Origin of the sequence: Roseibium sp. (genome assembly GCF_051016195.1) — a bacterium.
Classification (GTDB): domain Bacteria; phylum Pseudomonadota; class Alphaproteobacteria; order Rhizobiales; family Stappiaceae; genus Roseibium.
The window spans coordinates 2,374,149-2,389,698 of the sequence record NZ_CP134616.1; the positions used below are offsets into that span (position 1 = coordinate 2,374,149).

14 protein-coding genes are annotated in these 15,550 nt (G+C 58.4%); 9 read left to right on the plus strand and 5 right to left on the minus strand.

What is annotated here, in order from left to right:
- The first annotated feature begins 37 nt into the window (after window positions 1–37).
- Window positions 38–979 (plus strand): SDR family oxidoreductase, encoded by a 942-nt coding sequence (locus RDA78_RS11010; protein ID WP_434055357.1) that lies wholly within the window; start codon window positions 38–40, stop codon window positions 977–979.
- A 51-nt stretch (window positions 980–1,030) separates the two neighbouring features.
- Here RDA78_RS11010 and RDA78_RS11015 read toward each other — a convergent pair whose 3' ends face one another.
- On the minus strand, window positions 1,031–1,783 hold the full coding sequence (locus RDA78_RS11015) for an SDR family NAD(P)-dependent oxidoreductase (protein WP_434055358.1): 753 nt from the start codon (window positions 1,781–1,783) through the stop codon (window positions 1,031–1,033).
- 213 nt (window positions 1,784–1,996) lie between these two features.
- Window positions 1,997–2,410, minus strand: coding sequence for a hypothetical protein (locus tag RDA78_RS11020; RefSeq protein ID WP_434055359.1), 414 nt, complete (start codon window positions 2,408–2,410; stop codon window positions 1,997–1,999).
- Window positions 2,411–2,793: 383 nt separating this feature from the next.
- Between RDA78_RS11020 and RDA78_RS11025 the strand changes: the two genes are divergently transcribed.
- The 3 genes from RDA78_RS11025 to RDA78_RS11035 are packed head-to-tail and all read left to right on the plus strand — an operon-like array spanning window position 2,794 to window position 5,693.
- A complete protein-coding gene (locus RDA78_RS11025) occupies window positions 2,794–3,477 on the plus strand; it encodes a hypothetical protein (protein ID WP_434055360.1) in 684 nt (227 codons plus the stop codon).
- Between the two features lie 49 nt (window positions 3,478–3,526).
- Complete coding sequence (locus RDA78_RS11030) at window positions 3,527–4,462, plus strand: aldo/keto reductase family protein (RefSeq protein ID WP_434055361.1); 936 nt, start codon at window positions 3,527–3,529, stop codon at window positions 4,460–4,462.
- A gap of 43 nt (window positions 4,463–4,505) precedes the next feature.
- Window positions 4,506–5,693: a GNAT family N-acetyltransferase gene (locus tag RDA78_RS11035; RefSeq protein ID WP_434055362.1), complete on the plus strand. Its 1,188-nt coding sequence runs from the start codon at window positions 4,506–4,508 to the stop codon at window positions 5,691–5,693.
- Between the two features lie 211 nt (window positions 5,694–5,904).
- Here RDA78_RS11035 and RDA78_RS11040 read toward each other — a convergent pair whose 3' ends face one another.
- The 3 genes from RDA78_RS11040 to RDA78_RS11050 form a co-directional block, all read right to left on the minus strand.
- Window positions 5,905–6,975 (minus strand): hypothetical protein, encoded by a 1,071-nt coding sequence (locus tag RDA78_RS11040; RefSeq protein ID WP_434055363.1) that lies wholly within the window; start codon window positions 6,973–6,975, stop codon window positions 5,905–5,907.
- Window positions 6,976–7,184: 209 nt separating this feature from the next.
- On the minus strand, window positions 7,185–8,585 hold the full coding sequence (locus tag RDA78_RS11045; RefSeq protein ID WP_434055364.1) for an HlyD family type I secretion periplasmic adaptor subunit: 1,401 nt from the start codon (window positions 8,583–8,585) through the stop codon (window positions 7,185–7,187).
- Window positions 8,586–8,587: 2 nt separating this feature from the next.
- The gene (locus tag RDA78_RS11050) at window positions 8,588–10,438 is read right to left on the minus strand and encodes an ATP-binding cassette domain-containing protein (RefSeq protein WP_434055365.1); all 1,851 of its coding nucleotides are present in this window, start codon (window positions 10,436–10,438) and stop codon (window positions 8,588–8,590) included.
- 219 nt (window positions 10,439–10,657) lie between these two features.
- Between RDA78_RS11050 and RDA78_RS11055 the strand changes: the two genes are divergently transcribed.
- The 5 genes from RDA78_RS11055 (at window position 10,658) to RDA78_RS11075 (ending at window position 15,548) form a co-directional block, all read left to right on the plus strand.
- Entirely contained in the window at window positions 10,658–11,440 is a 783-nt protein-coding gene (locus RDA78_RS11055) for a hypothetical protein (protein ID WP_434055366.1), read from the plus strand.
- A 324-nt stretch (window positions 11,441–11,764) separates the two neighbouring features.
- The gene (locus RDA78_RS11060) at window positions 11,765–12,148 is read left to right on the plus strand and encodes an antibiotic biosynthesis monooxygenase family protein (RefSeq protein WP_434055367.1); all 384 of its coding nucleotides are present in this window, start codon (window positions 11,765–11,767) and stop codon (window positions 12,146–12,148) included.
- Between the two features lie 1,210 nt (window positions 12,149–13,358).
- Complete coding sequence (locus RDA78_RS11065; protein WP_434055368.1) at window positions 13,359–14,195, plus strand: transporter substrate-binding domain-containing protein; 837 nt, start codon at window positions 13,359–13,361, stop codon at window positions 14,193–14,195.
- A gap of 16 nt (window positions 14,196–14,211) precedes the next feature.
- Entirely contained in the window at window positions 14,212–14,886 is a 675-nt protein-coding gene (locus RDA78_RS11070) for an amino acid ABC transporter permease (RefSeq protein ID WP_434055369.1), read from the plus strand.
- Window positions 14,883–15,548: an amino acid ABC transporter permease gene (locus tag RDA78_RS11075; protein WP_434055370.1), complete on the plus strand. Its 666-nt coding sequence runs from the start codon at window positions 14,883–14,885 to the stop codon at window positions 15,546–15,548. The genes RDA78_RS11070 and RDA78_RS11075 overlap by 4 nt, the downstream gene beginning before the upstream one ends.
- The last annotated feature ends 2 nt before the right edge of the window (window positions 15,549–15,550 follow it).

The following is a 15,550-nucleotide window of genomic DNA, read 5'->3' on the forward strand; positions in this document are numbered from 1 at the left end:
CAATTTTACTTTTGCAACATCGACCCAGGAGACAATCATGTCCAACAAAACCCCTTTCGGCCCGGAAGGATGGATGCCTGCGCGTATCGGCGACCTGACGGGCAAGACATATATCATCACGGGCGCTAATGGGGGCGCTGGTTTCGAAGCTGCACGGATCCTTATTTCCAAAGGCGCACGGGTGGTGATGATGAACCGCAGCGCCGAGAGATCAACCGCCGCCGTTGAAACGCTCAAAAAGGAGTTCGGACCGGACACCAATGTGAGCTTCGTGCGGATGGACCTTGCCGAGATGGCCAGCGTCCGTGAAGCCGCGGCGGACCTTCTGGAGAGCGAACCCCGCATAGATGCGCTCATCTGCAATGCCGCGATCGCGCAGGTCGCAACACAACAGTTCACCGTGGACGGCTTTGAAAGCCAGCTCGGCGTCAACCACTTCGGCCACTTCCTGCTGTCAGCCCTGCTCTTCGAGCGGATCGAGGCGTCTTCGGGCCGCATCGTCATGGTCGGCAGCAACGGCTACAAGATGGGCGACAACCGGATCCGGTTCGAAGACCTGAACTATGATCAGAACTATTCTGCTTGGAACGCCTATGCCCAGAGCAAGCTGGCGCAGATGGTGTTTGGCTACGAACTGCAGCGCCGGGTGCGGGCAGCGGGCAGGAGCGTGGAGGTCCATGTCTGTCATCCGGGCGCATCGCGAACGGGTCTGATCCGCGACACCGCAGGCATCGTTACACGGCTTCTGGCCGTGATGCTTTCACCTCTGGCGCAGTCTGCCGAGCGGGGCGCGTGGCCAGAAGTCATGTGCGCGACTGAAGAAGGACTGGAACTCGCGACCTATTACGGTCCGACTCGTTTTGAGATGGTCGGCCCAGTCGGCGCCTGTCCGCTGAAGGCATTTGTTCTCGATCCGCAGCAGGCGAAGGACCTGTGGGAGGTTTCGGAAGAAAAGACGGGCGCAACGTTGACTGTCTAGGTGATTGATCATGGTCCGGAACCGCGTGCGGGCCGGTCCTCCGGCAGCAGATCAGATCGAGCCGGCCTCGACCATGTAGTTGTTGGCCGAACACATGGCGGCATCGTCGGAGGCCAGAAAGAGAACCATTCGTGCGACATAGACAGGGTCGATCAAATCCGGAAGGCATTGACGCCTGCGGTGCGCTTCCAGCGCTTCGGGGGTCGCCCAAAGTTCCTTCTGGCGGTCCGTCATGATCCAGCCGGGCACGACTGTGTTGACCCGGATGCGGTGGTCTCCAAGGTCCCGTGCCATGGTGCGCGTCAACCCGTGAACGGCAGCCTTGGCCGTCGTATAGGCGGGGAAACCGCCGCCGGCCTCCCACCAGGAATTAGAACCCATGTTGATGATCGAGCCGCCACCATTCGCGATCATGTCCGGTGCAATGGCCTGGATCGCAAAGAACATGTGGCGGATGTTGGTGGCCTGGCGTTCGTCCCAGTATTCGGGCGTCACGTCTTTCCAGTCGTGACGGTCGTCACGGGCGGCATTGTTCACCAGAACCTGGCAGGATCCGATCCGTCCGGTCAGTTTCGCGAGGGCAGCCTGCATCGCGGAGATGTCCCGGAGGTCGCAGACCTCGTACTCGATGTTGTCTGCCGTGCCGGCCAATGCGGCACTTGCCGCCTCATCAAGATCAAGAAATCCGACCCGGGCGCCCTGTTCGGCGAAGGCCTTGACCATTTCAGCACCGATCCCCTGCGCCCCGCCGGAAACGACCACACTCTTGTTTTTCAGGCTTGGGTATATGGCGAAATCCGGCATCGTGTTTCCTGTCCAGTTTTGCGAGTGCTCAGCGTGTCGCGCCCAAAGATCACAAGAAACGTGTTCCGCGCAAGTTCACCTATCCACGATCAACGATGATTTGATCCCTTTGATCAGACATGCCGCACACGGAGACCCCAGCCGATCGAAGGAAACGACGGCCGGGAGGTCCACGAGCGTGCTGAGTTCAAGTTTGCGGCGCGGTTCCACAAACTACTGTTTTGCGTAAGAAAGGCCGTTCCGGCCGTGCCTGTTGGTCCAGGTGAAGGAGCGCGGGCCTGTAATGAAGATCTGGTGTCCGGACGGCGTATTGTATGTGTTCTGACCGCTTCGTATAAAGACCGCCGTCCTCCCCTGAACATCGCCACCGGCCACTCGCGTCTTGTAGATCTGGTTGCCGCTGACCTCGACGCGGTCCATCATCGCGCGTCCGTCTTTCCAGTAGCCAAGATACATCCCGTTCTGGAGCGGTTGAAAGAAACCCTGCTGTGCTTCGGCACTGTGAGGTGCCAGAACGGCACTGGTGGCCAGGCCGCCGAGCAAGGCAAGAAACTGCCTCCTGTTGCGGCATGGTTCCGCGGATTCTCTGACACGGGTTTCAGAATTCTGAAGGGCTTGGTTCTGCATCGCTTATCCTCAAATTGTCCCGGGCTCTGTATCGAGCCCATTTTCCGTTGACCGTTATGAGGAAGAGATAAGCGGTGCCTTGCAGCCGCCCCATGGGGTCATTCTCCCATTCAGAATCAGCATAGATCCAACGCGTTGTGCGATTGTTAAGTCTGCCTATTCCGCTTTTCACACCGCGCAGGCTGGATGGACCCCTAATGCTCGGCACTGTTTGCGTGCGTTGTATCAGTAAAAGTAGCAGCTTTTATTTGACCGTTGTGTGGAAAATAATCTGAAATCTCATTAGATTCAATATAGTAACGTATAGTCAAGTTTAAATTCCAGAATTCAATCCAATCTTAAAATATTCGCGTTAGCTTGCTGAGGAAAAGGAGGCGAAAATCTTGTCCAGCTCAAGCACACCGATTTCCGGAGTTCGTCTGTGCGAATCAGCGCTCCCAGAAACACTGTTCCAGAAAGTTGACGGAGCCGTCCGGTCTGCCTTCAGAGAGAAGGAGCGCGGCAAGTCGAGTTATTCGACCACGTTCTGGTACCCGCGAGACACCGCACCGGCAAACGTCGCGGAAGAGGCGATTGCCGCACTGATGCAAAAGGTCGAATTGCCGCAAAATTGCATCGGTACCGAATGGTGGCTGGGGCGGCTCAGGTATCGCAAGAAACTGAACTTCCATTTTGATCGCGACCTGGTGCTCAGCCGCGAAACCGGAGAGAGCGTCTTTCCCCTGCTCGGAAGCGTCTTTTATCTGAACGATTATCCGTCAAGCCCGACGGTTCTGACCGATCAGGTGCCAGGTCCGGATGGCAAGTCGAAAATGCCTGCTGAACCCAATCTGACACTTGCGGTCGCCGCGATCCGGAATAACTACGTTGTCTTTCCGGGAAATCTTTATCATGGCGTCGTGCCGGATCCTGCGATCTCGCACACAGATGCCATAACGGGCGAAGAGCCGCAGGAAAAACGGCTCACGCTGCTGGTCAATTACTGGCATCGCCGGCCGTCCGCGCCGATTTGCCAGGACTTCGACGGGTCCGTTTACCCATCTCTGCTTTCACCGGTTGCAGCATGAGGCCCGCCGAAACAAAACGGGTTGGTCAAGAAATTGTCTGAGGCCTGACATGCGATATCGGCAACTGGGGGCCAGTTCTCTCACTGTTTCGGAAATCTCGCTCGGCTCATGGCGGACGATTGGAACAGCGGTCGACACCGAGACGGCTGCGCGATGCGTTCGCAAGGCGTTCGATTGCGGCATCAATTTCTTCGACACGGCGAACATGTACGGGAAGGGGGCTGCGGAACAGCTGCTTGGCGATCTGCTGAGTGCCTATCGGCGGGATGACTACGTGCTTGCGACGAAGCTCTTTTACCCGATGTCGGAAACCGACCGGGGACTGTCCCGCACGCAGGTGTTCAAGCAGATCGACGCGTCTCTCACGCGGCTAGGGGTCGATCATGTCGACCTCTATCAGTGTCATCGTTTTGACTCGGACACGCCACTGGAGGAAACCATGGAGGCGCTGACGGATGTCGTCCGCGCCGGCAAGGCGCGTTACGTCGGCTTCAGTGAATGGCCGGTCTCCGGGATCAAGCACGCGCGCGATCTTGACGGCGTGGTTCCATTCGTTTCCAGCCAGCCCCGTTATTCCATGCTGTATCGCAAGAACGAGCGCCGGATCTTTCCGCTTTGCCGGGAGCTTGGCATTGGCCAGATCGTCTGGTCGCCGCTCGCACAGGGCATCCTGACCGGGAAGTACAAACCGGGCATGGCACCGCCGCCCGGGTCTCGCAGTGAACGAAAGAGCCTCGGCCGTTTTTTCAAACCGCCGGTTTTGCGGGCCATTGAGAAACTGAAGCCGATCGCGAGCGATCTGTCGCTGACCTTGCCGCAGCTGTCGCTTGCGTGGGTTCTCAGGGGGGACTTGATCAGTTCCGCGATTATCGGCGCAAGCCGGCCGGAGCAGATCGAAACAAATTGCGGGGCATCCGGTGTCGATCTGGAGCTGTCGGTGCTTGAACGGATCGATGAGGTTCTGGCACAGGTCATGCGGCGATGACCGGTTCTGCCCGGACCGATCAAGACAAGGGAGCGAAAACCCGATGACGGTAGAAATCGTCCAGGACCTTGAAGGCTTTGTTGGACTGCGCAATGACTGGGAGCGCGTTCATGAACTTGACCCCGAAGCGGGATACTTCCTGTCCTGGCGTTGGTTCGCCCAGGTGTTCCGGTCCAACCCCGGACGCTGGAAGGTTCTTGCGATCAGGGGAGGGGGACCTGGAAAAGAGTACACATGTTTCCTGCCCCTTAGCCACCACACACATTGGAGCGAAAGCGGCCAGCGTTTCAAGACGGAGCTCAAACCGGCGGGTAAACTGGCGTGGGCCCAATATACCGGGTTCGTCTGCGATCCGGCCGTGGAAGAAGAGGCTATCGGCGAGGTCGCCGCGTATCTGTCCGCCACACCGTGGGCACGGATCAGCTTCAAGCACGACGGCTGCCGACGAAGGCTCGAATTCCTGCTCCGGGCGTTTTCCGATCCGCAATCCTACCGGGTCAGTTTCCGCTCGATGCTCATCAATGACGGGTCGGTCGATAACCTTGTCTGTCCGAGGCTCAGCCTTCCGGATGACTTCGACACCTACGTCCAGTCACAACTCAGTTCGAAAACGCGGCAGAAGATGCGGCGGTTCTGGCGCCGCTATGAGCGGAGTGAAGACCTTCGCATTGTCGACAGCACGAGCGACACGTTTGCTTCGGATCTTGATGCACTTCTCGAAATGTGGCTGGTGCGCTGGATGCCGGAGCGTGGAGAAAAATCCGCTCTCCGGGTTGCGGCAAAGTACCGGGAATTTCTGGACTTGAGTAACCGGATCGGTGCGATCCGGCTCAGCACGCTTTGGGAAGGTGAGAGACGCCTCGGGGCAATATGCTGCATTGTCGACCAGGATGAGAAGTATCTGTATTTCATCGTCTCCGGCCGTGACGAGTCTGCATCTGAACCGAATATCGGCCTGTTGCTCCACACCGATGCGATCAAATGGGCGATCGGCAACGGCATGAGGACATACGACTTCTGCCACGGCAACGAAGCTTACAAAATCAGCTACGGGGCGGCGGAACATGTTCTGTCGAATGTTGAAATCGTCCGCCGCAGTGCCTGCGATGTCTCGCAGCTGGACCCATGCCGCGTGGGGGATGCAATGCGCAAGACCATCGACATGATCGAGGGAAACCGGATAGGTGCGGCTTCCAGCGCCTGCCGGCAGCTGCTGCCTCTGATTGCGTAGATGATGGACTGTCCATCATCTAGTCACCTGAATCTGAAGTTCGACTCATTTTGCAGCGGTCTTCGAACGAACTTCAGATTCAAGAAGGTGACTAGCAAGTCTATGTTTCTAATGCGGTTTACGAATTTGAAGTTCGCTTCGGAGTCTGCAGAAGCAATGATGCGAACTTCAAATTCACCGCACTAGGGTCCTGACCCCAAGTCTTCCGCGCTCACCCGGCCTTGCGTTGTGACGCCGCTCCCTGGTCCGGCAGAGCGAGGTCCAGTTTTTCCATCAGATTCTCGCACCAGGGTGCCAGCGTGTGCAGCGGTGCAAACCGGAGCGACCAGCGGCGCGCACGATCGCACATCAGCCCGACTTCCGTCGGAGTGACGCCGATCTTGTCATTGTGCAGGCATTTTTCCCGGCTCCACCACTCGCCGTCCCGATAGCGATAGCGTATCGCACGGTGCATCCGGGCCATCATGTGGAAGACGCTGAAAGCCATGAGATAGTCAAACGCCTCCACTTGAGACCGGCTTCGGCTGAACCTGGCAAGATGCCTTTCAATCAGGCGGTCTTCCGTTTCAGGATCAATTGCGGTCCATTCGTCCGACAGCACGAAAGCCAGATCGTCCAGGGCATGCCGCCGGCCACAGCCTTCCCAGTCAAACCACACGATCCGGTCGTCGCAGACAAGAGCGTTGCCGGGCCGGGCGTCGGCCTTGACGAAATCGCGCGGGTTGAGCTTGAACAGGGATTCAAGTCTGCCGTAGTCGAGCAACGGCGGTGCGATGTCAACGATTTCGGCAATTTTTCTGGGGCGCATGAGGTTGCCGTCCGACCAGTCCCGGTCGGGTCCAACCCGGGGGACGCGGTGATGCAGGTTTTCCGCATGCGCGAATTCCTGCAGGTCCGCCAATGCCGACAGGGACTTGTCAAGAATTGCTTCCCGCTCGCCGATATCCTGAAGGCCATCCAAAAAGACCGGAAGCCGAATTCCGTCAACGAGTTCCTGAACAACCCATTCGTCGACGACCCTGACCACGCGCGGCACAAGGCCGGTCTGGGAAAGAGCCTTCATGACGATGCCCTCGATCGCGGCATCGCCCGCAGAGTCGCGTTTGGCCAGAACGAACCGCTCGTCACCGATTTCGGCCATGAATGCGGATCGTGACCGTCCGCCGGGAAACGCGACGCGCGTCGGAATGCGTCCGAAGGCCCGTTTGCAGAGAATCTCGATTTCCTCGCGACGGGCCGTTTTCAGGAAAGAACTCGCGTCGGAAGACTTGCTTTTGGCCATCTGAATATCCTTGTCCTTATTACCAGTGTCTTTTTTGATCGTGATCGCCGATCAAGGTCTCTTTTCCGCTACCCGTCTTGAAGGGACTGCGGGCGGCGGATGATGACCCACCGGCACCTTGGCGAGCTTTCGATCCCGCTGCGCCGCCGCGGCGAAGAAATGCCCGATACCGGTGTTTGAAACCAGGCAATGTACCGGATCGTCACGGTTCATGGTTCGGCAAATGCCCTGTCAAAACCCAGAAGCAGCGGACTGAGCAGGTACACCAGGAAGGGTTGCTTGCCGGCATTGATATGTGCGTTGACAATCATTCCGGGCCTCAACATGCCGGTGATTGCCGCATTCGACGCAACGTCTTCCGGCCGCGCGTGGACGACGTAGTAAGGCTCGGCTGTCGGTGACTGCCTGACTGCATCAGCGGAAACGTAAGTCAGAACGGCGGCCAGCGGCGCATATTTGCGGCTGTCGAGCGCGGTGATCACGACCGTTGTCGATTGACGCTGACGGACGTCCGCAATGTCCTGCGGGCGGACCCGTGCCTGGATCGTCAACGGTGCCTCGTCCGGCACGATTTCGCCAATAACGTCGCCTGCGAGAACAACACCTCCAACCGTGTTCGCGGAAAACGAAACGAGCGTTCCGCTTACCGGCGCCCTGATTTCGGTATTGGACAGAGCGCGCTCGGCCGAAATCAGGCGATCCCGGATTTCCGCAAGTTCACCCAGAACCTTCGTCATTTCCCCGGCAACCCTCTGGCGCTGGCCCGACACATAGGCTTCGACGCGGTTGCTTGCCTCGTTCTGTCGCTCGTCAATGCGGGCGATTTCGCTGTTCAGAAACGCGATCTCCGCTACCAGCTCACTTTCTTCGCGCTCGTTTTTCCAGGCCCGGGCCTTCGACACGTAACCATCGCGAACCAGCGGCTGGATCGCGGCGATTTCCTTCCTCAAGAAGCGGAGCTTGTCGGTGAGACCGGTTCGCCGGGCAACAAGACCTGACCGCTCGTGGGTCAGACTGTTGCTCCGGTTGCGAAGAGCCTCAATTTCTGCATCGACAGCGCGGTCTGCGAATTGCTGCTCAAGCTGCTGACTGGCGAATATCGCCTTGATAGGGTCATGTTCGCGGTCTGGAGCAGGCTCTGCAGAAACGAAATGCGGGGCGGTACGCGCCTCGACCTCGAATGTTTGCGTGCGCAGCACCCATCCGGCTTCTGTAACGTGCTGGAAACCGGCACCGGTCCGCAGCGATTCAAGATGTGTCTTGGTGGCGAGCAGAACCGCCTGCCGCGCCTGCAATTCCGACAACTCGGCGCGTTTGAGCTCCGTGTCGAGGATCATGATCAGTTCGCCTTCAGCGACCTTCGTGCCTTCGACGACTTCGATGGATCTGATGCGCCCGCCCTCTTCGTGTTGCAGGAGCTTGTTTCTGCCTGCAGCCGCTATCACGCCTTCTGCGACGATCGACGATTGAAGTGGAACGAACAGGCCCCATGCCAGAAAGACGGCGAGAAACGTGTAGACGATTTTCTTGCCCCGGGAGACGATCCCGTCAATCTCCGTGTGCGACATGTCACCCGACTTCCGGCGGGATTTTTCTTGAGCACCGTTCATCGTCACATCACCCGCGATTGCCGTGAAGGAGTTTCCAGATCCGCATCAAGCTTCTTTATGACGATCCGGGTGTCCTTCTCCAATCTACCGGCAATGTCCCGGCGTCTGATGTTGCGGATCTCGGCAAGTGCGGTCGCCGCGCCGGCGGTGTCTTTCGAAGGAGCCGGCTGGACCGGCTTGCTTTCCAGCGGCTTGTTCGAAGCGGAAAACGCGCCGGACCTTTTGTCCTTGATCGCGCGGAGCTGACCGGAGGCGAGTTCAAACACCCTATCTGCGGCCGCCTGCATCCTTGAGCGGCGCGATATGACCAGTATTGCCATGCCGGCGTCTTTCAGCTTTTCAAGCGCAGCGATGAGCTCCTTCTGGCCGTCCCGGTCGAGTTCGGCATCGGGCTCATCGAGAACGAGAAACCGCGGTCTTCCGAAGCACGCCCGGGCGAGCGCGAGTTTAATCTTTTGCCGGTCGGTGAGTCTTGTCATTCCGCGCTCCAGAACCGTCGCATAGCCCTCGGGAAACGACTGGATCATCTCGTGCGCATTGGCGATTTTCGCCGCGCGGACAAGACGATCGGAAACGTCACGTCTTGAGAGACGGGTAATGTTCTCCGAAATCGTTACCGGAAAGAACTTTATGTCCTGGGCGACGTAGCCAACAGTCTGACCCCATTCCTCGTCGCTCCAGTTCTGGCGCGGAAGATCATTCATCTTCAGGAAGCCGGCCTGCGGATCGATCGCTCCGCACATAATGCGTGCCAAAGTGGTTTTGCCGCTGCCTGGCTGCCCGGTCACGACAGTCAGGGTGCCGGAATTGATCGCCAGTGACACGCCGTCCAGTACGCGAACATGCGGTTGCCGGCTTGTGCTGCAATAGTGGATGTTGTCCGCGCTGACACGGTTGCCGGATGTGCGGGCGGCCTGTTCTGCGGGCGCGCTCTCAGCGGTTTCCATCAGATTGCCGAGGCTGAGGTGGGCGTCATAGCTTCTTGTGATCGCTGACCAACCGCCGATCGTCAGATCCACTGGAGACAGCATTCTGTTCGTGATCAGGATTGCCGCGAAAATCACGACACTCGGCATTGATGAAGACAAGACGATCAATGCTCCGACGGAGACGATCATGACCTGAATGATCTGTTTCAGGAATGTGCCGGCTGCCGCATAACCGGCGGTGATCTGGGAGAGATCGTCGGCGGCCTCCGAATTTGACCGCAGCTTCTTTCTCCACCTGTTTTGAAGTTTTCCAGTCATTCCCATGGCGCGCACTTCGTCGGTGCCGCGCAGCGTTGCTGATGCGAAATCAAAGGCGTCCGCTTCCCGGTTCTCCGCAGCTGACTGAGCTGCCGAAACGGACCGGTTGCTGAGAACCGCGAGGCTGACCATCGCGGCGAGACCGACGGTCGCGACGAGCCCGAGCCAGACGTTGAGCAAAAACAGCGCGACGAGGAACAATAGAGAAAATGGCAGGTCGTGAAGTCCGATAAACAGCCGGCTGTTCAGGAAGTTTGCCACCGTGCGCAGTTTGCTGATCGTTCTGGATGTGCTCAGGGTTTCATCGCCGGTGCGCACCATGCATTGCACGAGCTTTTCATGATGGTCCATGAGGTATCTGTTCGCCAATCGGCGGGCGATCCTGCGGCGTGAATAGTCTGCAAACGCGCTGACCGCGAGCATGGTCACGACAATCAGCGTCAGGAAAACAAGCGTCGATATGCTGCCTGATTTCAGGACGCGGCTATAGACTTGCAGAATGTGCAGTGGAAGCGCCAGCAACAGGATGTTGGTCGCAACTGAAAAAACGAGCATCCAGCGCATGTACGGGAAGTAAGTTCCGCTTATTTTCAGATCCTTGAACACGAAATCACTTTCCCCTGACTGATCTTCTTCCGAGACGGGTCCTGACCCTAAAGTCCTGGTCCCCGCCGACGTCCGGCGAGGACCTTTTTTGGTAATAGACCTACTCGACTGGCCAACTAGGAGTAGTCACCGTCATCGTGGCCGCCATGATCGCCGCCACCTCCGTGCCAACCGCCATGGTCATAGTGTTTGTGGCTATCGTGATAGGAGCCGTGGTCATTGGACCCGCCGCCGGAGCCTTTTGATCCGCTGCCCCCCGATCCGGAGCCTGAGCCTGAGCCCTTCGATCCGGAACCCGAGCCTGAGCCTTTCGACCCGGAGCCAGAGCCTGAGCCCTTCGACCCGGAGCCGGAGCCTGAGCCTTTCGACCCGGAGCCGGAGCCTGAGCCTTTCGACCCGGAGCCAGAGCCTGAGCCCTTCGATCCGGAGCCAGAGCCTGAGCCCTTCGATCCGGAGCCAGAGCCTGAGCCCTTCGATCCGGAGCCAGAGCCTGAGCCCTTCGATCCAGAGCCCGAGCCTGAGCCCTTCGACCCGGAGCCTGAGCCTGAGCCCTTCGATCCGGAACCGGAGCCTGAGCCCTTCGACCCGGAGCCGGAGCCTGAGCCTTTCGATCCTGAGCCGGAGCCTGAGCCTTTCGACCCGGAGCCAGAGCCTGAGCCCTTCGATCCTGAGCCAGAGCCTGAGCCCTTCGATCCTGAGCCAGAGCCTGAGCCCTTAGATCCGGAACCTGAGCCTGAGCCCTTCGACCCGGAGCCTGAGCCTGAGCCCTTAGATCCGGAACCTGAGCCTGAGCCCTTAGATCCGGAACCTGAGCCTGAGCCTTTCGACCCGGAGCCTGAGCCCTTCGTGCCTGTACCTTTCGAGCCGGTTCCCGAACCTTTTGATCCCGTGCCGGATCCTTTTGAAGCGGTACCTGAACCCTTCGAACCCGTACCGGAGCCCTTCGACCCTGAGCCATCAGAGCGGGAGCCATGGTTGTCTTCCCGATCGTCATCATCGTGACGACCCCACGAATACCATTGATAGTGTTTTGATTGTGATCGTGCCATCGAATGCTTCCCTTGTTGTTTGAAGCATTCTTATGTTTTAAATAAAATTAAGTAAAAGCATTGTTTAATCTACAGTTAACTTTAAGCTTTTTTTATATAAATATTAAGTGCGCCTCATTTTTCTTTTTCAGATCTTGCGCGTTGATTTTGCTGGTTCCTTTTGTGATCTTAACCAACAGGTCGATCAACATTCCGTTTTTCCGTCAATCCTTCTCGCAGGCTTCCAATCCTGGGTGTTATGCTGGTCCGTAGCAGGGGTGTGGGTTCGGAGATCGACATGATCATTTGCATTTTCGGCGTGCGGTATCGTGACGATATCGATCGGGATCTGCACAAGAAGCTGAACGACGACATGGCGCATGCCGTCGCCGGAATGCCAGGCTTCATCTCCATCAAGTTCTACAAGGCGGAAGACGGCGATCAGATCGGCATAATCCGGTTCCAGACGCGCGACGACCTGAAGAACTGGCGTGACGATATTGCCCATAGGGGTGCCTGGAGATATGCCCCGAAGCTCTATCATGAGTTCTGGGTCCAGAACGCGGAAACCTTCGAGGACTATGTCTGGATCGATGGCGTACATCATGACCGTGATCAGACCGACAGGTTTCAGATGACAGAAACCGATGTTCTGAACGCTCTTGCGACGGACAGGCCATGAGCCTTCGCCCGATTCTGGCTGAAACGAACGGTGCGGGATGATTTCCCGCTGATGGGCTTGTCGTTCCTGCCGCAGCGCCACGGGCGGCCGGGTGACAAATGCGCAAGACAACACCGAAGGCGTCCCAACCCTCCGAGATAGCGCTGGTGTTCTTTCTCACGATGAGGATCTCGCTCACTACCGTCATCCCGGCCAAGCGCAGCGCGCGCCGGGATCGGGGAGGCAATGGTCTGAGGGTTCTTGCGGTGGCCGTTCCGCTCGACTGTGGCACCCCGGCCCCGGGTCTCACTTCGTTCGCCCGGGGTGACGAAGGAGGAACCTGTGCATTTGTTGCCAGCATGGCGAAGTTGATTTTGAGGCCTCGCCAATCCTCAGCCTCGTCCCAATCCTTCGAGAGAGCGCTGGTATTCTTTCTCACGATGAGGATCTCGCTCACTACCGTCATCCCGGCCAAGCGCAGCGCGCGCCGGGATCGGGGAGGCAATGGTTTGAGGGTTCTTGCGGTGGATGTTCCGGTCGACTGTGGCACCCCGGCCCCGGGTCTTACTTCGTTCGCCCGGGGTGACGAAGGAGGAGCTCTTGCATTTACTGCCAGCATGCCGCAGCTGATTTTGAGGCCTTTCTAATCCTCAAACTCGTCCCAAATCTTCGAGGCAGCGCTGGTGTCCTTTCTCACGATGAGGGTCTCTCCTATTACCGTCATCGCGGCCAAGCGCAGCGCGAGCCGGGATCGGGGAGGCAATGGTCTGAGGGTCCTTGCGGTGGATGTTCCGGTCGACTGTGGCACCCCGGCCCCGGGTCTCACTTCGCTCGCCCGGGGTGACGAAGGAGGAGCTCTTGCATTTGCTGCCAGCATGACGAAGCGGTTTTCGCAACCTCGCTAGTCCTCAACCTCATGCTGAGGAAGCGCGTGAGCTCAATCCCGAAGGATGGGCGGCAAGGCCCGAATGCGTGGCCTATCCTTCGAGGCTTCGCTTTGCTGCGCACCTCAGGATTAGGCAGGATTGCGAGACACTCGCGCGCATTCTCATTCGCTCGTTTCATAACGCCCGCGGTTCAAATGCGGTTGACTTGGACAGGAAGGTTGCCGCTCGGCAATCAGAGGTGCGATCATAATGGTAGATTGTTGACAATCTACCATAGAGGCGCTTTTATGATGTCAGACGAGCGCTTTTCAAGCGGCGCCGATCGCAAAAAGGGGAACCACGAGATGAAACTGAACCGTCGAACAGTTCTGACCCTCACGGGAGCCACGGTGGCTTCGGCGCTGGTCGCAAGCGGAATGCCGGCGCTCGCCGCCGGATCCCTGGATGACATCAAGGAACGCGGCAAGCTCCGCGTGGGCGTGACCCAGGCGCCGCCCTGGTATTCGAAGGACCCGGCGACAGGCGAGTGGTCTTCGGGCGTCGGAGTGTCCGCCGGCAAGGCCATGGCGGAAGCGCTCGGTGTCGAATTCGAACCCGTCGAAGTTACCTGGGGAACAGCGGTTGCCGCGCTGCAGAGCAACAAGATCGACGTCATGTTTGTTTTGGATGCGACGGAAGAACGGAAGAAGGCCGCAAGCTTCCCGGACAACCCGCTGCTTTATTATTCGCTTGCAGTGCTGGCCAAGGACGATGTTCCGGTCACGTCCTGGGAAGATCTCAACAAGCCGGAGATCAAGATTGCCGTGCCGCAGGCGACCAGCATGGACAAGTTCCTGTCGGAAAATGTCGGCAATGCGGATATCCAGCGGTTTCCGGGCAACACGGAAGCGATCGCAGCGTTCCAGTCCGGACGTGTTGACGCGGTCTGTCTGTTTCACCCGCCGCTGATCGCGGCGCGACAGAAGCTTGGTCGCGGCAAGATCGTCGTGCCATCGCCGGTCAAGTCGAACCCGACCAGTGCGGCCGTACGCAAGGGTGATACCGACTTCGTCACCTTTGTGGATGCCCAATTGGCTGATTATTACCAGTCGGGTCAGATCCAGACCTGGTACGAGGAATTCCTGAGCGGCTTCGGGCTCGATCCGAAATCCGCTCCACCAATCATCAAGGAACTGCTCTGAACCGCGCGGACCGACCATGTACGAGTGGGACTTTTCACCGGTACTTGCGGAAGGCGGCTTTCTCCTCGTCGGCTTCCGCAACACGCTGCTCCTGACAGCGACAGCGCTCTCGGGCGGGCTGGTCGTCGGTCTCCTGCTGGCGTTTGCGCGCCTGTCCCACAGGCGCTGGCTCAACGTGCCGGCGGGAGTGATCATCGAGGTGTTCCGGACAACGCCTCCACTCGTGCAGCTGTTCTGGTTCTATTTCGGCCTGCCGATCGTGTTGTCGATTGAGATGACACCGTTCCTTGCCGCCTCGCTGACTTTCATGATTCAGAGCGGTGCCTTCTTCGCTGAAATTTTCCGCGCGGGCATCGTGTCGATCGAGCGCGGGCAATGGGAGGCCGCCAAGGCGATCGGCATGACCCACAATCAATGCATGGGCAGGATTATCCTGCCCCAGGCCGTCAAGCGAATGTTTCCGTCGATGATGGAACGGTCCATCGAACTGATGAAAACCACGACGCTGGTGGCCACGGTGTCTTATGCAGATCTCCTGTTCCAGGCCAACGAGCTGGCGCAGAAAACCTTCCGACCGCTGGAAGTCTTCACGGTCGTCGCGCTGATCTATTTCGTGTCGATCTCCTTCATCAGCTTTGTCGCATCGCGCATGGAGCGCCGCTTCGCCAGGAGTGGTGAGATCACGCCATGACCTACATCTGGAACTTTCAGGATGTTTTCGACAACTGGTATGCGCTTGCCATCGGCGCGGCCGGAACGCTGCGGCTGTTCGTTGTCTGTCTCGTGCTCGGCATGGGACTGGGGCTGATCATCGCTCTCGGCAAACGCTCGAAAAACCGGCCGATCCGCTGGCTCTCGACCGCATTCGTCGAGTTCTTCAGAAATACGCCTGTGCTCGTCCAGATCCTCTGGTTCTACTACGCGCTGCCGATCATCGTGCCAATCGAGATCGGCCCGTTTCTGGCGGCAATTCTCGGGATTTCGCTGAATTCGGCTGCGTATTCAGCGGAAATCTACCGGGGAGGCATCCAGTCCATTGAACCGGGGCAATGGGAGGCCGCGCGTGCCATCGGCATGAACGGGCTGCAGACCTTGCGGCGCGTGATCCTGCCGCAGGCGATCCGGCGCATCATTCCCGCTCTGACCAACCGGGGCGTCGAAATCTTCAAGATGACCACCCTGGCGTCGGTTGTCGCCTATGTGGAGTTGCTGCAGCAGGGCAAGCTGATCGCTTCGCTCAGCTTCAATCCGCTTGAGGTCTACACCGTGATCGCGGCGATTTTCCTCATCATTCTCTACCCGATCGTGCGCCTGACCTATGCGCTCGAACGCCATCTTGCACGGAGTGACTGAAC